A 17,793-nucleotide genomic window follows, 5' to 3' on the forward strand; every position below is an offset into this window, starting at 1 on the left:
ACAACTCCCGGTTTATAGGGATATGTAAATAAGGAGTTATGAAGGACATTGTTATATGGAAGATTTAGAAATTTTTGAGGTGGCATGTAAATATTTTTTACAAACAATTAGTGAATTTAAGGAAACTTTATCAACCAAAGTTAGAGCGTTAGAAATTGCAGACTGGACATATGATAGTGGAATAACAAAAGTTTGCCAACCTGATGAAAATGATAAGAAAAAGAGATGTAAAACAGGGATAGAATATCGTTCAAAAGTTGAGCTGTCATTGGAAGATGTAGAAACTATTTGGCGTGAATTTAATGCATTTTTTGATAAAACATATATAGCGGATATTGAACGCATTTCAAATAATGAGGAAATAGGGAGATACGAATTTATAACTACAAACTCTAAGGGAGATGAGATTGAATGTGTGATTTATTTATCTGGTGAGTGGAATATCCCACAGATTCGCCTTTCAGTTTTTGTTACAGCCAGATATAAAAATATGGATTTTGTAGTATAAATTAGAAGTTGTGAGGGATGACGATGAGCAATCTAAATAGCTTAATTGAAAGAATGGAAAACGAAATAGATACAGATAATTTCATTGAAATTATGGATAATTGTATACAGGAAATTGAAGAAAGTGGTATTGGCATTGAAGCAGTGGAACCACTATTACAATTTATAGAGCGACACCCACTTTCTGATTTTGGAGCACCGGGTTCGATTGTCCATTTTGTAGAAAAATTTTATAAGCAGGGATATGAACCTCTCTTAATCTCTTCTGCCAAACGATGTCCCACTATGCACACTGTTTGGATGTTGAACAGAGTGAAAAACGGAGAGCAAGAGCAGCAGGTATACTTTGAGATTTTAAACGACATTGTTCATAATAAGGATATTGAAGAAGAAATAAGAAGATTAGCTCAAGACTTTTTGTCTTGATAAATCCCGGTTTGTCAAGATGAAATAATTAAATAAAAAAATAACATAGCAACTTCCGAAACAGTAAATCACAATGAGGTGAATCCCAAAAATTGGACAAGCAATTAATGTACTTTCTTTTTTGTTTTCCTAAAATTTTGTGAATGAAAGAATTTTAGAATGCTTATATAGCCGTGTTTTTAATGAAAATCAAATTTGAGCGATGTATAAAGCTCTTTTTTACAACATTTCCATCCATTTTGAAGGTTTAGAGAATCATGAAAAGCGGACGAAAAAAACTCCAAGACAACCTTTATCTCGGAGTAAAACTCTTATCAACACAACTGCCATGTTATAGCAATCTTTTTCGAGAAATATAAGACTTTTATTTAAATTATGATTCATATACAATTAAGCTAGAGAGAGGGAATCATATTAATATGAAGAAGGATAATATCTATCATGTATGTATGGCAAGGTATAAAACAGGAGATTACTGTCAATTTTTAAATTTAATTAGCGAAATTATATGAAATAAATATCCCAATAAATATATGTTGGGTAGAAGGGAAGCTAGCTATGTTTAAAAAGATAATAACAATCACTACAACCTTTGCGTTTCTTTGCGTGTGTATTGTTTCTAATTTCAGGACTTATGCAATTGAAAATCAAAAAAATTTACCTTTAGAAACTTATTCATATGTTGATAATAAAGGGCATACACATCAATACTTTGATATATATGGAAACCCTGTAACAATTGAACGAGCAAAAACTTTACTAAATAGTAAGATGAATTTTCAGGAAGAAATTCCATCAATTAAAAGAGTCCCTGTATATCCCTTTACCAATACAGTATTAGTTACTTCTCACTATCAAGGTTCGGGTTCAAGGGTAAAAGTAACTCCAGATGTTCGAGGACCAGCTACTTTAACATATGGAAGAGTAGTCACGACGAGCAGTGGGTATAGCGTTAATTTTGGGGCAGAAATCAACCTAAAAATTTTTAAAGCGGTAGCCCTTAAATTTGGTGTATCGTATACGAGATCCTCCACTAGTGCAGAATCATTTGGAGCACATTTCGGTATTCCATCTGGTAAAATCGGTGCTGTATATTTTACGCCATTTTTGTATGTCGGAAATTGTAAGTATATTGATTCACACGGACGTGGTACTGCAACACGTGTCTATTTTCCAAAAAAATTAGGCTCATTTACAGATGGTTTATATGAAGTTATCTTACGCTAAAAAACATCTTTATTTCTGCATGTTATTGAGTGGGTTGGTTTTACTTTGTGGTTGTGCCCCCACTTCTAATTCACCATCCTTGCAAAGAGGTTCTGTACCACCACAAAAAGTACAAAATATGCGTTCATTAAAGCCAATCTCTGTCGAATCTTTAAAAGTGAAAAAGAATTCTTTTTTCTATGATTTAGAATTTCATCCTATAGATTTTAAAAAACCGATATTGTTAAAAGAAGAGGTTTATGATATGAATCAGAATCCTCTTAAACAGCTAATTATTAAAGAAACTCTTCTTTCACCGATCAAACTAACGGCTGATTATAAAGTATCTAAAGACACTTGGAATGGGTTTCAAGATATGGCAGATTTTAGCCTACAAAGTGATACTCTTCAGCATAAAGAAATGCTTAGTCAATGGCTGAAAGTGAATGCATCATTGCCAATTTCACATAAGTTTAGTCATATTAAGGATTTTCCTTTACAGGAAGGTAAAATAGCGATTTATTTTTACCCTATCTGCTACAAAATTTCAGGCGATACGACCTTCTATATGGTGAAGGGAAAAAACCAGTTTCATCAGTTTTATTGCGATGGAATTTATGAAATTCGGGTGAGATAAAAGGCTAGGAATGAATTTGTACACAAGGGTAAAAATTGGTAATATAGATAGGGACAAGTGGTTCATCTTTGTTCCATGGAGGATACAGGAAAGATGCGATTTATCGCTTCTTTTTTCTTGATAAAAAGGAGAGTCTATGAAGCGAACGGATTTAATTCAACAATTAAAGGAATTTATTCCTTTTAATGAGCAAGAAGAAAAAGATAAACAAGTTTTTTTAAGACAATTAAGTATTGATAATATCTTTAAACGTGAAAATGAAGTGGGGCATTTTACAGCATCTTGTTGGATTGTGAATCAAGATTATACAAAGGTTCTGTTGGCTTACCACAATATTTACCAATCGTATGCTTGGCTAGGTGGTCATTGTGATGGTGATGAAGATTGTTTAGGGGTTGCTTTAAAGGAAGCTAGAGAAGAAAGTGGCTTAGAGAATATTAAAGTTCTATCTCAAGAGCCGATATCGATTGAAACATTAGTGGTCAATGGTCATGAGAAGAAGGGGAAATATATACCAAGTCATCTTCATTTCAATGTAACCTATTTGTTTCAAGCAAATGATCAAGAAAGGCTTCATATTAAAGAAGATGAAAATTCAGCGCTTGCTTGGTTTGATTGTGCCACCTTTATGAGTGAGGTTAATGAAATTTGGATGAAAGAAAGAATTTATCAGAAATTAAATGGTAGAATCATACAATATTTTGACGAAAAATGGAGAGGAAATCTGCGGTGATAGTGCTATTCTTAGAGCTAAATGGAGGATTTTTGTATGTTCGCGCTGGGAACGTTTATTGATACAGCCCTAGGTTTAGTTGGAGGAATTATTGGTCTTATTTGTGGACCTAGATTAAATAAAAATTTACAAGAGGTTTTATTACCGGTGGTAGGTCTGTCGCTTATCATTTTAGGTCTTTCAAATATATTGACAGGCATGATTTATTTAGAAGGAAACCATCTTCGTACACAAAATACCATGTTATTATTAGCTGGTTTACCTTTGGGAACGCTCATTGGCGAAATACTCCATATCCAACGCTCATTAGAATACCTCGCTGAATTTGTTAAAAAGAAAAGTGGAAACACGAAAGACCCTCAATTTGTGCAAGCGTTCTTAGCGACGACTTGTATGATAGCGATTGGAGCTATGGGTATTCTTGGTTGTGTGCAGGATGCTTTAGGTGGGGATCATTCTTTATTGATTTGTAAGGGAATTGTTGATTTAATCTTAGTTTCTTTAATGAGTGCTTCCTTAGGCAAAGGAGCTATCTTTGCAAATCTACCAATGTTCTTACTACAGATTTCTTTCACAGCTATTTTCAGTTTATTTGGCGATATGATTTACCCAAAATCCTTAACGAATTTAACCATGATGGGTGGCATTTTAATTATGTGCATTGGTTTAAATGTGGCATTTGATAAAAAGATACGAGTTATGAATTTATTACCTGCATTATTGATTGCGCTTTTTTGGCTTTGGTAGTTGATGAGAGTGAATGATGACTTAAGTTTATCACAAGCCAGTGGTTCTTCTAAAATGGTTCGATAAGAAACGGAACTAGCGAACTTCACAATCAGAAATAACATGGTTTTGGCATTTTCTAATAAAGATAGAAATAAAGGAATGAAGTGATGGTATAGATTAATTTCAAAAAGAAGGCATTCAAAAATTAGTTTCCAAGATGAGAAATGATTGATTGCAACCGTTCGTAAAGGGTAAAATGCTCTTCTTTTTTAGTGCATGTTATTAACGGGAATAGAAGAATCTAAAGCGGTGATAACTTTCGTTAAAGTTTTATTCATCTTCTCTTTATTTGGATAAAGTTTAGTGCTTAGCTGACTATAAGGATATACCTTAAAATTATGATTGCGTGGCTTAGAATAAGTATAAATAAATTCGGTTTTTAAATCATCAAGCGTAATGGTCGTGATGCCGTTATCAATCGTCTTATTGATGCGAATGGAAGCCATGTAACCATTCATACTTTGTTCACGATTCCATTGGTCACTAATCATATTACCAAAAGCATAAAAGACAATGCTTTTACGATTGTTGAGCCATTGGATTGGTTGAATGGTGTGGGGATGATTACCAATGATAATATCTGTACCAGCATCGGCTAAAGCTTGGGCTAAGCGCTTTTGCTCAGGGCTAGGCATATCTTGATATTCAATGCCCCAATGAATAGCCACTAAAACTACATCCACTTGTTTTTTAGCTTCTTTAATTTGTTGCAACATTTCTTGTTCACGCCCTTCGTAGCAATTCACTAAATAGTCTTTACCGACCGGTGCTTTAAAACCATTCATTCCATAGGTCCAAGAAAAGAACGTGTACTTAATACCATTGACTTCATGAATGCGAATGGCTTGTTGGGCTTGCTTGGAAGTATAGGTTCCTTCAGCAATAATTTCAGGATGTTGATCAAAAAATTTTCTTTGCGCCATTATACCAGCCTCACCTTTATCTAAAGAATGATTTGTTGCCGTAGAAACGAGATTAAAGCCTTGATCAATCATGTTTTGTCCCCATTCTTGCGGACTGTTGAAAAGCGGATAGCTACTTAATCCTAAAGCACTACCACCTAGGATGGTTTCTTGATTGTAATAACGAAGATCATAAGGCTTTGCACTTTGACCTATGAGTTCGATTTGTTTCGTGAAATCGTAAGTATTTCCTTTTTTCGCATCTTTATATACAGAATTATGAATTAAGGAGTCTCCAACCATAAACAAAGTGGCAGAGGTCTTTGTGCTTTTCACCTCTTTCTTTTCCGTTGGTTTTTGAGTTTTAATGGTTTGGGTTAGCTTATTTGCTGGTTTTGGATGTAAAACATATATTGCAACCATACTAGCAAGTAATAATACACTATAAAGTATTTTCCAAAGTTTCTTCTTCATCTTTTTCTCCCTTGTACTCTACCATTTTAACATTGTTGGGAATGTCTTTCCTATGAGTTTAAAGAAGCGATGGTATACTAACGAAAAGGAGACTTCACGGAAAAATTTATTGATTTAGATTTAAATGTTGCGACACTTGTGGAGCAGCATTCAGAGTTAAAGTCAATGATGTTAGAAACCATAGGTAAGATGATGACCTTGAAAAAGGCTCTAGTGTTTAAAAATTCCAAAGGATAAAATCATTTATATCTTGGAAGAAAAAGAAATTGAATACGAAGACATTTAGCCATCGCTAATCTTCATGAGAGGAACTAAAGATGATTGTAGAAGAAATAAGAGAAGAGCTTTTTCGTAAGCAGGATTTAAACTATCGAGATTTTATTTGCAGATTAATTCCCAATACAAACCCAGAAACAATCATTGGTGTTCGTACACCTGTGCTTAGAAAATACGCGAAGCAATTAGTTAAAAGAGAAGATGTGCGTGATTTTTTAAAGGCACTTCCGCATAGATATCAGGATGAAAATTTACTACATGGTCTCGTTTTGGCAGAAATAAAAGAATTTGATTTGTGCTTAAAGGAAGTCAATCAATTTCTTCCTTACATCAATAATTGGGCGGTTTGTGATATGCTGTCACCAAAGGTATTTCAAAGATATCATCAAGAACTACTTGTCTACATAAGAAAATGGTTAAAATCCGAAGAGGAATATACAGTTCGTTTTGCGATAGGAATGTTGATGGAACATTTTTTAGGTGATGATTTCACTTTAGAATATGTGGAACTAGTCACAAAGGTTCACTTAGATTCCTATTATGTCAAAATGATGGTGGCTTGGTATTTTGCGACCGGTCTAGCTAAACAATATGAAAAAATACTTCCTTATATGGAAGGAAAGTATTTGGATACATGGACACATAATAAGACCATTCAAAAAGCTCTGGAGAGTTATCGAATTACCTTTGAACAAAAGACTTATTTGCGAACTTTAAAAGTAAAAAAATAGAAGGGCTATTTTGGCTCTTCTATTTTTTCTAGTACAGCATTTTTCAATTTTCCTGCATGACCAACGTCATCAGGTTGGAAATCATAGATTCCTTTTAAAGTGATTTCCGTTCCGTCGCGAGGTAACTTAGTATTTTCTTTTAATTCAAATTCAATCCCTTGTTGGCAACACTTTAAAGCATCCATAATTAAGCAAGACACATAGGTTTTCTGGGTTTTCTCATCTTTAAAGTGAACAATCATGCCTTTTATCCGAACACTTTTACCAATATAATCCTCTGGTTGCATCAACATCTGAGATACTTCTGAATACACCATGGTGGAAGATAGTTGTGTTAAGTCCACTTGAACATCACTTTTTGGTGTTGTAAAGACCATGGAACAACCCCCTACCAATAAAAATACAGTAATGAACACAATGATTTTCTTCATCTTTTAGCCTCCACTTTTTCCCATAGCCATATACCAATGAACACAATCATATCCATTAACACAATCGTTGATCCAACGGGTGAACCTAGTAAGATGGATAAGACCAATCCACTAATAGAACATAAAACCGATAACACTGTCGAACAAATCGTTACCGCTTTAAAACTATGGTACAACCGCATGGCTGAAAGTGCTGGAAAAATGATTAAAGCTGAGATAAGTAAAGAGCCAACTAAATTCATCGCTAAAACAATAACCAAAGAAATCAATACTGCAATCAAAAGATTATAGAGCTTGGTGTTAAAACCGGTAGCTTTCACAAAGCCTTCATCAAAGGTTAGAGCAAAGATACGGTGGTGCAGGTACACAAACAAAAGAATCAATAAAACCGATAGAACAAGCGATAAGACCACCTTTTCAAGACTTAGCGTAAGAATGGAGGTTGCCCCAAATAATGAGGCACAAACATCACCTGATAAATTTGCTCGCTTACTAAAGACATTCATAATCAAATAGCCCATACCTAAGGAACTGACGGACACCAAAGCCATGCCTGCGTCTCCTTTCATTTTTGTGCGACCAGATAACAAGATTACCGCCGCTAAGGTGGTACAAGGTAAAGTGATCCAAATATCATTCGTTAAACCAGTCACCGCAGCAACTGTCATAGCCCCAAAGGCCACGTGACTTAAACCATCCCCAATATGAGAATAACGTTTTAAAACTAAAGTGACCCCTAATAAAGAAGCACACAGAGAGACACAAATGGTCACAATAAAGGCATATTGAACGAAAGGATAAGATAGATACAATAATAAGGTATTCATACTTGTCCTCCCAGGTATTCTTCTTTTGTGCCAAAGAAGAAGCCCTTTTCTAAACTGAGAATATGGCTAGCTCTTTTTAAAGCATAAGAACGATCATGGGTAATCATAACAATGGTCATATTTTCTTTTTCATTAAGATGATCGATTAAGGCATAGAATTCTTTGGCTGCTTGTTCATCCAAAGAAGCGACCGGTTCATCCAGAAAAAGAAATTCTTGGCTAGCACATAAGGCTCTTGCTAGAAGAACACGCTGTTGTTGACCGCCGGATAGGGTGGTAAAAGCTTTATCGGCCAGGTCGTAAACACCCATTTTTTTCATAAAGAAAGCAGCTTTTTCTTTTTCTTTTTTATTGTAGAAAGGACGCCATTTCAGCTGGGCAATAAAACCGGATAGAACAACCTCTTTTACGGAAGCAGGAAAATCAGCTTGGATATTTCTTTGTTGGGGAAGATAAGCAATCGATACCTTTGGGTTGAATTGAACGGTCCCCGATAAATTAGGAATTAAACCAAGTATGGTTTTTAATAGTGTGCTTTTTCCACTTCCGTTTTCACCAATGACACAAAGATAATCCCCTTGATGAACAGAGAAGTTGATGTGAGAATGTAAGACATGATTTTCATAACCGGTGCTTAATTCTTTAACAAGAAGTTGTTCCATGGCTACTCCTTTCTTTAGTTGCTGAAATATTTTTTAAGTGTTTCTAAATTCTTTTGCATAGCCTCCAGATAAGAGGTTTTATCCTTTGTGGTGGATGTTTGTAAGGAATCTAAAGTTAATATTCCTTGGTCTTTTGTTTTGGTATTGGAAATGATTGTTTTAGCAATTTTTTGATTGGATCCATCAATGGCTAAAATGTTCTTTAAGCCTAAGGCATCCACCTTTTTAGCTAAGAATGCAATGGTTTCAAAGCTTGCTTCTGATTCGGCTGAACAACCGGAGAAAGCGGCGAAGTACTTCAAACCAAATTCATGAGTTAAATAACGGAATGGGAAACGGTCACCAAAGACCAACGTTTTATTTTGGGCTTGGGAAATGACTTCTTTATATTGACCTTGCAGCTTATCTAACTTTGCTAGGTATTCCTTGGTATTTTTGCTGTAAAGCTCTTTATGATTGGAATCAAGAGCAATCAGTTGATCAGAAATAGATTGTACCAACTTCTTTGCGTTTTCTAAAGATAGCCAAACGTGTTCATCTAGTTCTGGTTTTTCTTCTTCGTGTTTATGATCTTCTTTGTGTTCATGTTCGTGATGGTGATCATGGTCTTTTTGCATGCCTTCAACGATTTCTTCTTCTAAAGCTTTTTTGCCAATCGTTTCAACCATGTTGATAACTTTACGATTTTTATTTTTCGGATCCTTCAAAGCATCAGCTACCCATTTATCGGATTCACCACCAACGTGTAAGAAAAGATCGGCTTCTTTAATTTTTGCGATGTCTTCCACACTGGCTTGGTAGCTATGTAAATCCACCCCTTTATCTAAAAGGTAAGTAACTTCCGCATTTTTAAAGTTATCCCCCATAATTTCTTTTATCCAATCGTACGCTGGATAAATTGCGGCCACAACTTTCATTTTTTTGGTACTTGTCTTACTGGTTGGCTTTGTGGAACAAGCACTAACGAAGATAGTTGTAAATAGAACTATAGCCAATACTATTTTTTTAAATAATTTCATTGAATTTCCCTTTCTAAACATTGTTGGCATTTTCCAACAAAGACGGTTTTCGTTAAATTAATTTGGCAACGATGGTTTTCTTGAAGTCGATTCCGGATTTCTTTAATATCTTCACAAGGAAGATGATATAATTTCCCACAGTTTTCACAACGGAAATGGACAAAAACTTGTTGGTGTTCGCATAAGTATTCATAACAGGCGGCTTCACCAGGAATAGAAGGATACTGATGTAAAACACCTTCTTTGACTAGGGCTTCAATTTGACGATAAAGTGTGGTCATGCCTATCGTTCTATTTTTTTCCTGTAAAGCTTTGTAAACACCGGCAATTGTAAAATGAATACCAGGCTGTTCTTTAAAAAATGTTTGAATCAATTCTTTTTGCTTGGTATGGTAATTAGATCTAGATTGACTCATGTTGAAACCTCCTAGAATTTGAAAACCATTTTCATTTTAAAAGAATGAACCAGAATGTCAATATGAAAATCATTTTCAAGTTAGTACAATTAAATGTGTATTTTAGGGAATGTTCAAAATTAGAAAAGAAGCTTAAAATATAAAATTGTATGGAACAAACTATTTTACTAGCAATACAAAAATATTTTGGAGCATCTTTCCTGGTTCAAATTAGCCAATTTCTTGGTTGGATTGGAGAACATGGTGAAGTTTGGATTTTCTTTTTATTACTTTTACTTTGTTTTAAAAGGACTAGAAAAATAGCACTTTTGGGACTAGTATCATTATTGATTGAATTCATTCTTGTTAACATAATGTTAAAACCACTTTTTCATCGTCCAAGACCTTGTATGGTTTATCCTGTTTTCTTAAAAGGAAACTTTTGTCCACAAGATTATTCTTGGCCATCGGGGCATAGCGCTAGTGCTTTTGCAGTAGCGGGAGTTTTCCTTTGGTCACATGCCAAATATCGATATTGGGTCACGACTTTTGCCTTAATGATGGCGTTTAGTCGTATGGTCATCTATGTACATTGGCCAAGTGATATTCTCTCTGGAATAGGAATTGGTTTAGGAATTAGCTACTTCGTTGTTTTCAGTAAACCTTTCAAGCGTTTCCCTGGAATAAACGCTTGAAAATATAGACAATAGGAGAAAAGGAGATTGAAATGTTAGCAGTAGGAACAAAGGCACCGACTTTCGAATTGTTGGACCAAGATAATCAGAAACATTGTTTGGATGATTATAAGGGGAAGAAGGTTATTTTATATTTTTATCCAAAAGATAATACAAGTGGTTGTACCAGCGAAGCATGTGGTTTTAAAGATAACTACCCGCAATTTCAAGAAAAAGGAACAGTTATTTTAGGTGTTTCCAAGGACAGCGTGCAATCACACAAGAAGTTTCAAGAGGCTTTCCATCTTCCTTTCACTTTATTGTCGGATCCGAATTTACAAGCGATCCGAGCTTATGAGGTTTGGGTGGAAAAGTCAATGTATGGTAGAAAATATATGGGTATTGAACGGTCTACCTATCTTATTAATGAAGAAGGTATTATTGAAAAGACGTTTCAAAAGGTGAAGCCAAAAGAGCATTCAAAGGAAGTATTGGAAGTCGTATAGGATTTCCTTTTTTATGAAAATGAAAATAGCTAAAAGTCCTTTGTTTAAAAGCTTTTGATTGTTGTGTTTTTCTTCACAAAAAATAAACTTGTTTTTTGAGATGATTTGGATTGAAATTTTGATTTCTTAGTTGTACTATATCGTTACAGCTTTAATTAGTTGCATACGCAACTAATTTGTTGGATATGGAGAGGGAAGTTATATGAAAGTGATTAAAAGAAGTGGAGAAGAAGTCTTATTCGATGCTAATAAAATAAAAAAAGCCATTCAAAAAGCTAATCAGGCAACCGATGCTCGTTATCAAACAAGTGAAGAAACCGTTGAACAAGTTAGTCAAGAGGTGGTGAAAAAGTGTGAAGCTTTAAACCGTTCGGTATCCGTCGAAGAAATTCAAGATATGGTGGAAAATGCCTTAATGGAAGCGAAGGTTTATCAAGTGGCGCACAACTATATCACCTATCGTTATGAAAGAGCTTTGGTGCGTAAAGCCAATACGACGGATAAGAAAATTCTTTCGTTATTGGAAAGAAGTAATGAAGAAGCGAAACAAGAGAATTCCAATAAAAATCCAACTGTCAATAGTACGCAACGTGATTATATGGCTGGGGAAGTTTCCAAGGATATTACTAAGCGTTTTCTTTTACCACAAGAGATTTGGGAAGCACATGAAAAAGGCATTATTCATTTCCATGATTCCGATTATTTTGCGCAACCAATGTATAACTGTTGCTTGGTTAACCTAGAAGATATGTTACAAAACGGAACGGTTATTTCCGGAACTTTAATTGAAAAACCACATAGCTTTGCGACGGCTTGTAATATTGCGACACAGATTATTGCTCAAGTGGCTTCTAATCAATATGGTGGGCAAACGATTACCTTATCTCATTTAGCTCCTTTTGTGCAGATTTCTCGTAAGAAGCACCAAGAAAGTGTCCGCAAGGAAATGGTGGAAGCCGGTGTGACTTGTAGTGAAGAAGAAATTGAAAAATTGGCGGAACTTCGCGTTCGTAAAGAAATCAAAACGGGTGTGCAAACCATTCAATACCAAATCATTACTTTAATGACAACCAATGGTCAAGCTCCATTTGTGACGGTATTTATGTACTTAGATGAAGTGGAAGCTGGTCAAACTCGTCAAGACTTAGCTCTCATCATTGAAGAAATGTTGAAACAACGTATGCAAGGGGTCAAGAATGAAAAAGGGGTTTGGATTACACCGGCTTTCCCTAAGCTTATCTATGCTTTGGATGAAGACAATGTTTATCCAAATTCTAAGTATTACTACTTAACAAAGTTGGCGGCTCAATGCACCGCAAAACGAATGGTTCCTGACTATATCTCAGCGAAGGTGATGAAACAACTTAAGGGTGATGTGTATCCATGTATGGGTTGCCGTAGTTTCTTAACACCAGACCGTTTCACGGATGCTGGTAAAGGTAATCTTGCGAAGGCGGAAAATTATCAGTATGAACATAAATACTATGGTCGTTTTAATCAAGGGGTTGTTACCGTTAACTTGGTGGATATTGCTTGTTCTTCTAGTCAAACGGAGGAAACATTTTGGAAGATTTTTGATGATCGACTAGAACTTTGTTATAAGGCTTTGATGATTCGTCATAATCGTTTGTTGAACACGCCGTCAGACGTTGCGCCAATTTTATGGCAATATGGTGCGATTGCTCGCTTGGAAAAGGGTGAAGTGATTGATAAGTTACTATTTGATGGTTATTCAACAATTTCACTTGGCTATGGTGGTTTGAACGAGTGTGTGAAGTATATGACCGGTGAAACCATTACTTCTGAAAGAGGTAAAGAATTTGGTTTACGTGTGATGCAACATTTGAATGATGCTTGTGCTAAATGGAAAGCAGAAACCAATATTGATTTCTCTGTTTATGGAACACCAATGGAAAGTACCACTTATAAATTTGCGAAATGCTTACAAGAGCGTTTTGGAATTATTGAAGGTGTAACGGATCATAATTACATCACAAATTCTTATCATGTGCATGTGCAAGAAGAAATCAATGCTTTTGATAAGTTGAGTTTAGAAGCGAATTTCCAAGCCTTATCTCCTGGGGGAGCAATTTCTTATGTGGAAGTCCCTAACTTACAAAATAATATTGATGCGGTATTGGCTTTGATGAGTCATATTTATGAAACCATTACTTATGCGGAATTGAATACGAAGTCAGACTATTGTCAAGAATGTGGTTATTCGGGAGAAATCAAGATTGTCGAAGATGAGGGAGGTAAGTTGGTTTGGCAATGTCCATGTTGTGGAAATCGCGATCAAAATAAGATGAATGTGGCTCGTCGTACTTGCGGTTATATTGGCACACAATTCTGGAACCAAGGTCGTACACAAGAAATCAAGGAACGTGTTTTACATTTATAATAAAGACGGTTGTTAAAACAATCGTTTTTTCTAAAAGGGGGGGTGACCATGTATTACGGTAATATCAAAGAATATGACATTGCGGATGGACCGGGTATACGTGTTTCTATCTTTGTGTCAGGTTGCACCAATCGTTGTAAGGGTTGCTTTAATGTACAAACATGGAATTTTTGTTATGGAAAGCCATATACAGAAGAAACAAAAAATTATATTTTAGAAGCCATGAACAAACCGTATATTGAAGGATTAACTCTTTTAGGTGGTGAACCATTTGAACTGGAAAATCAAAAGGAACTTGTAAAGCTATTACGAGAAGCGAAGAAGCGTTATCCAGAGAAGAATTATTGGTCATATACGGGCTTTGTCTATGATCGGGATTTAGTAACTGGGGGAAGAAGATATGGTTATTGTACCGATGAAATGTTGGATTTATTGGATGTTCTAGTAGATGGTCCGTTTATGTGGCAAAAGAAAAATATTCAGTTGCAATTTCGTGGGTCAGAAAATCAGCGTTTAATTGATCTCAAGAAAACGAGAAAAAGTGGGAAAGTTGTGTTATTTGAGCCAAAATAAGAGCTTGTTAGTTGACACTAACTTTTAGGCTTGTTAATGTAGGATTATAAAGAAAATTAGGAGGAATAACAAATGGCAAAATTAGCAGTTGTTTATTACAGTGCTACGGGAAATTGTCAAATGATGGCGGAAGCTGTTGTGGCTGGAGCTCAAAGTGCTGGTGCTGAAGTTGAATTGATTGAAGCCGGTGATTTTACAGCCAGTGATGTGGCGAACTACGATGCAATCGCTTTTGGATGTTCAGCTTATGGTGCTGAAAACTTGGAAGAAGGTACTTTTGAACCAATGTTCCAAGAAGTAGAGGGTCAATTATCGGGTAAGACAATCGGCTTATTTGGTTCTTATGACTGGGGCGATGGTGGCTGGATGCGTGAATGGCAAGATCGCGTAGTCGCTGTTGGTGCTAATCTTGTTCAAGATGGTGTTATTGCTAATTTAACACCAGATGAAGCTGGGTTAGAAGCTTGTCGTCAATTAGGCGCTACTTTAGTAAAATAGGTGAGCAAGGATGGTGATAAATCATCCTTTTTTTTACAAAAAAATGATGGAAAATTGTTAGGACTGTCTAACTAGTATTCTCCATAATGAAATTATGAAAGATAAGGAAATTTACGTTGTTGGACATAAAAACCCCGATTGTGATTCGATTGTAGCAGCGATTGCCTATGCTCATTTAAAACAAAAATTAGGAATTAACGCTGTCGCAAGAGCACAAGGCTGTCCACCAGCTGAAACACAGTTTTTATTAAAGAAATATCATTTTGAAGCACCATCTTTATTGTTGAAAGGAAGTTGTACACTAGCAGAAATTGATAAAGATGAGGCTTTATGTATCTCCGCAGATACTGTTATTCATGATGCGCTAGAATATGTTTTAGCTAGAAAGAATAAAGGTTTATTTATCGTTGATGAAAAAGGTCAACTTGATGGAGTTGTTTCCATGTCTGACCTTAGCCGTGTTTGGTTAAAACCGGCGGATGAATTGGAACAATTGGTTTCTACCATTCGTTTGGATCATGTCCTTCATGTCTTAGAAGGTCATTATTTTCATCAAACAAAAGATTTTAAAACAAATGGAAAGGTCTTTGTACAACCGTCACTAAGCGATAATTCAAGGGAATTAAATGAAGCGATAGTGATTGTTCGTAATACACCAGAATCACAACGCTTTGCGATTGAAGCAGGTGTTTCTTTACTTATTGTTTGTGGTGAAAATTGGTTGGATGATGTTACTTTAGAATTGGCTAAGAAACATAATACTTCTGTTCTTCATTGTCATCGAACCGTCTTAGAAGTCAGTCGTTTGATTTATCAGGTTCCTTCCGTTTCAGCGATTGCTAAAAAAGAGGTGATGTGTTTTAAAGAAAATGAGGGTGTTGAAGAAGTTAGTAAGAAGATGGCAAAAACGCGTTTCCGTACGTATCCGGTATTGGATAAGGATGGCAAGGTTGTGGCAGCTATTTCTCGTTATCACTTATTTAATTACCACAAGAAAGAATTGATTTTAGTCGATCATAACGAAAAGACACAAGCGGTGGATGATATTAACTTGGCGAGGGTCATTGAAATTGTGGATCATCATCGTATTGCCGGCTTTATTTCTCCTGAACCAATTCGCATTACCTGTCGTATTATTGGTAGTACAGCAACTATTATTTATTATTTTTATAAAGATGAACACATTAAGATTTCTAAAGATATGGCAGGTTTACTTTTGGGTGGTGTTATCAATGATACGATGTGCTTGAAGTCGCCAACAACTACGAAAGAGGATGAAGTGGCGGTTGAAGAGTTGGAAAGGATTGCTGGCATTAGTGCTTTAGAGTTATATCAGGAAATGATGAATGCGACTTCGGATTTAGTGGCGAAAGAAAATGTAGCGATTATGTACGATGATTTCAAGGAATTCCGCTTTGGTGATTTTAAAGTCGGAATTGGGCAACAACCATGTCGCACGATTGAAGAGTTTGAAGCGGTGAAAGAGCGTTTTGAGCCATATGTTAGTGACATCATGAGTCAACAGAAGTTTGATTTGATTTTATTCTTATTTACGGATCCTTTAGGTCTTGGTTCTTATATTATGGCGGTTGGACCAAAGAAAGAAGAAGCTTTAAAGGCTTTCCTGGAAAACCAAGATGGATGCTTCGCAACCGGTATTATTTCTCGTAAGAAACAAGTAGTGCCGATGATTTCAAAAGTATTGGAGTAGCACAAGTGAAAACTTGTGCTTTTTTATACAATTTTTCTCCCCTTTTTAGCCGGTTATGAAAAGAGTTGTAATGCTAACATGAAGGCACAAAGAATAAGTAGACCATAGTCATTAAAAGGAAGTGAATTTATGAAGTATTGTGAGGCGGGATTTAGACCCTTTGACCATCATTTTTGTACCATCCCGATGCAGGAGATTTATTTAGAGGGATTAAAAGATTACCCGAGTATCCAAGAAGCTGATTGTCTATTGAGCTATGGGTATATTGATCATACAGCCGGTTTTACTTTTGAAGTAATTTGCGCTGCTAAGCGTGGAAAAGATGGTTATGATTTCTTTGACAGCCATGAAGAACATCGTTTTTTCATTAGGGCTCAACGTATTCCGAATGAAGAAATTGAGATTGTTCAAGATAAGCAATTATTAAAGCGTTATCATAATAAAGTGGCAGTATTATCCGAATATAATGTGGCGGATGATATTGCTTGGACAAGAACGCAAGAATTATTAGATAAATACCGTGATATGTTCTTTGTGGATGATATATTTGTGTATTTTGCTCAAGAAGGAACACAGGTGGAGTGCGCATGGATTCGTATTGAAGGGGTAAATGGGGATACTTTTGTGGGGACTTTGTTATCAGAACCAGATCAAGACATTGGTATTCATAAGTTAAATCGGGTTACTTTCATTTCGCAAAAGTTAGAAGATAATAATTTGGTGTTCTTATACACAGGAAGAGGGTAGTTTTATGAAGTGTCAACAAATTGGTTTCCATCCTTTTAAAAATAAGCTTTGTGTTATACCGGTGGTCGATTGTATTCGTAGGCAATTGGAAGAAATGGTAGGCAGTGCTTTTAAAGTATGTCTTTTAGAAGATGTATCTTCCCTAGATTTAAAAAAAGGAGATGAAGTGTGATGTGACCCCCAAAAAGTTAGACCAAAATCTAACGATAGGGAAGTCGGTACAAATACCCTCGTCTCAATTCGCCAGCAACTCATTTTTCGTGGGACGAAAAGGAGGACTTATGGAAGAACTAAAAAAGAAATTCCAAAGGAATTTCACGAAGTAGCATATAGATGGAAAAAGAAAGAAATCAGTATAAGGCAAGGAGCAAAAATTTTGGGAATTAGTCATACCTTGCCGGCAAAATGGCTAAAGGAAGAAAAGCATATATCAACAATAAAAGGATAAATATAACATCTTTGTCAAATAAATTTCACCATAAAGTGGCAATAAAGGTAGACTTTAATTTACAGGTAAAACACTTCTACAAAAGTTCTAAAATCCATGCCAAATCTGTTTTATTTATTGTACTATAAAATGGTTTAAAAAGTCTAATATTATTGACATTTAAAGTCTGTTTTGTTTAATCCGAAATTTTCTTATGTACTATTTTGGTTGACTTTAAAAT

The 17,793-nt window shown here is 35.5% G+C and carries 21 protein-coding genes; 15 read left to right on the forward strand and 6 right to left on the reverse strand.

The window, feature by feature from the left end; translation table 11 throughout:
• Positions 1 to 55 precede the first annotated feature (55 nt).
• From JOS54_RS01620 to JOS54_RS01645, 6 genes are all read left to right on the forward strand, one after another.
• A complete protein-coding gene (locus JOS54_RS01620; protein WP_203245335.1) occupies positions 56 to 508 on the forward strand; it encodes a hypothetical protein in 453 nt (150 codons plus the stop codon).
• Between the two features lie 23 nt (positions 509 to 531).
• Positions 532 to 933, forward strand: coding sequence for a hypothetical protein (locus tag JOS54_RS01625; protein WP_203245336.1), 402 nt, complete (start codon positions 532 to 534; stop codon positions 931 to 933).
• Between the two features lie 558 nt (positions 934 to 1,491).
• On the forward strand, positions 1,492 to 2,160 hold the full coding sequence (locus tag JOS54_RS01630) for a hypothetical protein (protein WP_203245337.1): 669 nt from the start codon (positions 1,492 to 1,494) through the stop codon (positions 2,158 to 2,160).
• A 118-nt stretch (positions 2,161 to 2,278) separates the two neighbouring features.
• A complete protein-coding gene (locus tag JOS54_RS01635; protein ID WP_203245338.1) occupies positions 2,279 to 2,776 on the forward strand; it encodes a hypothetical protein in 498 nt (165 codons plus the stop codon).
• 136 nt (positions 2,777 to 2,912) lie between these two features.
• Entirely contained in the window at positions 2,913 to 3,509 is a 597-nt protein-coding gene (locus JOS54_RS01640) for an NUDIX hydrolase (RefSeq protein ID WP_203245339.1), read from the forward strand.
• Between the two features lie 36 nt (positions 3,510 to 3,545).
• Complete coding sequence (locus tag JOS54_RS01645; RefSeq protein WP_203245340.1) at positions 3,546 to 4,256, forward strand: DUF554 domain-containing protein; 711 nt, start codon at positions 3,546 to 3,548, stop codon at positions 4,254 to 4,256.
• Between the two features lie 251 nt (positions 4,257 to 4,507).
• Here JOS54_RS01645 and JOS54_RS01650 read toward each other — a convergent pair whose 3' ends face one another.
• The gene (locus JOS54_RS01650) at positions 4,508 to 5,674 is read right to left on the reverse strand and encodes a CapA family protein (RefSeq protein WP_203245341.1); all 1,167 of its coding nucleotides are present in this window, start codon (positions 5,672 to 5,674) and stop codon (positions 4,508 to 4,510) included.
• 317 nt (positions 5,675 to 5,991) lie between these two features.
• Here JOS54_RS01650 and JOS54_RS01655 point away from each other — a divergent pair, with 317 nt between their 5' ends.
• Entirely contained in the window at positions 5,992 to 6,681 is a 690-nt protein-coding gene (locus tag JOS54_RS01655) for a DNA alkylation repair protein (RefSeq protein WP_238928361.1), read from the forward strand.
• 5 nt (positions 6,682 to 6,686) lie between these two features.
• Here JOS54_RS01655 and JOS54_RS01660 read toward each other — a convergent pair whose 3' ends face one another.
• From JOS54_RS01660 to JOS54_RS01680, 5 genes are read right to left on the reverse strand one after another with little or no spacing between them, the layout of a single operon-like run.
• A complete protein-coding gene (locus JOS54_RS01660; protein WP_203245342.1) occupies positions 6,687 to 7,112 on the reverse strand; it encodes a hypothetical protein in 426 nt (141 codons plus the stop codon).
• Positions 7,109 to 7,939, reverse strand: coding sequence for a metal ABC transporter permease (locus tag JOS54_RS01665; RefSeq protein ID WP_203245343.1), 831 nt, complete (start codon positions 7,937 to 7,939; stop codon positions 7,109 to 7,111). The genes JOS54_RS01660 and JOS54_RS01665 overlap by 4 nt, the downstream gene beginning before the upstream one ends.
• Positions 7,936 to 8,601: a metal ABC transporter ATP-binding protein gene (locus JOS54_RS01670; RefSeq protein ID WP_203245344.1), complete on the reverse strand. Its 666-nt coding sequence runs from the start codon at positions 8,599 to 8,601 to the stop codon at positions 7,936 to 7,938. Before JOS54_RS01670 ends, JOS54_RS01665 begins: the two co-directional genes overlap by 4 nt.
• Positions 8,602 to 8,615: 14 nt before the next feature.
• The gene (locus tag JOS54_RS01675) at positions 8,616 to 9,620 is read right to left on the reverse strand and encodes a metal ABC transporter substrate-binding protein (RefSeq protein WP_203245345.1); all 1,005 of its coding nucleotides are present in this window, start codon (positions 9,618 to 9,620) and stop codon (positions 8,616 to 8,618) included.
• Positions 9,617 to 10,036, reverse strand: a complete 420-nt coding sequence (locus JOS54_RS01680; protein ID WP_203245346.1) for a Fur family transcriptional regulator — start codon at positions 10,034 to 10,036, stop codon at positions 9,617 to 9,619. Before JOS54_RS01680 ends, JOS54_RS01675 begins: the two co-directional genes overlap by 4 nt.
• Before the next feature lie 149 nt (positions 10,037 to 10,185).
• On the opposite strand from JOS54_RS01680, the gene JOS54_RS01685 reads away from it, so the two are divergent.
• The 8 genes from JOS54_RS01685 (at position 10,186) to JOS54_RS01720 (ending at position 17,297) form a co-directional block, all read left to right on the forward strand.
• Positions 10,186 to 10,710, forward strand: coding sequence for a phosphatase PAP2 family protein (locus tag JOS54_RS01685; RefSeq protein WP_203245347.1), 525 nt, complete (start codon positions 10,186 to 10,188; stop codon positions 10,708 to 10,710).
• Positions 10,711 to 10,742: 32 nt separating this feature from the next.
• Positions 10,743 to 11,195, forward strand: a complete 453-nt coding sequence (bcp, locus tag JOS54_RS01690) for a thioredoxin-dependent thiol peroxidase (RefSeq protein WP_203245348.1) — start codon at positions 10,743 to 10,745, stop codon at positions 11,193 to 11,195.
• A gap of 202 nt (positions 11,196 to 11,397) precedes the next feature.
• Positions 11,398 to 13,596, forward strand: a complete 2,199-nt coding sequence (gene nrdD / locus JOS54_RS01695) for an anaerobic ribonucleoside-triphosphate reductase (RefSeq protein ID WP_203245349.1) — start codon at positions 11,398 to 11,400, stop codon at positions 13,594 to 13,596.
• A 48-nt stretch (positions 13,597 to 13,644) separates the two neighbouring features.
• Positions 13,645 to 14,169 (forward strand): anaerobic ribonucleoside-triphosphate reductase activating protein, encoded by a 525-nt coding sequence (gene nrdG, locus JOS54_RS01700; protein ID WP_203245350.1) that lies wholly within the window; start codon positions 13,645 to 13,647, stop codon positions 14,167 to 14,169.
• 72 nt (positions 14,170 to 14,241) lie between these two features.
• Positions 14,242 to 14,667, forward strand: a complete 426-nt coding sequence (locus JOS54_RS01705) for a flavodoxin (RefSeq protein WP_203245351.1) — start codon at positions 14,242 to 14,244, stop codon at positions 14,665 to 14,667.
• Positions 14,668 to 14,761: 94 nt separating this feature from the next.
• The gene (locus JOS54_RS01710; protein ID WP_203245352.1) at positions 14,762 to 16,378 is read left to right on the forward strand and encodes a putative manganese-dependent inorganic diphosphatase; all 1,617 of its coding nucleotides are present in this window, start codon (positions 14,762 to 14,764) and stop codon (positions 16,376 to 16,378) included.
• Positions 16,379 to 16,507: 129 nt separating this feature from the next.
• A complete protein-coding gene (locus JOS54_RS01715) occupies positions 16,508 to 17,125 on the forward strand; it encodes a hypothetical protein (protein WP_203245353.1) in 618 nt (205 codons plus the stop codon).
• Positions 17,126 to 17,129: 4 nt separating this feature from the next.
• Positions 17,130 to 17,297, forward strand: a complete 168-nt coding sequence (locus JOS54_RS01720; RefSeq protein WP_203245354.1) for a hypothetical protein — start codon at positions 17,130 to 17,132, stop codon at positions 17,295 to 17,297.
• Positions 17,298 to 17,793 lie beyond the last annotated feature (496 nt).

This window comes from Bulleidia sp. zg-1006 (assembly GCF_016812035.1).
Lineage (GTDB): Bacteria > Bacillota_I > Bacilli_A > Erysipelotrichales > Erysipelotrichaceae > Bulleidia.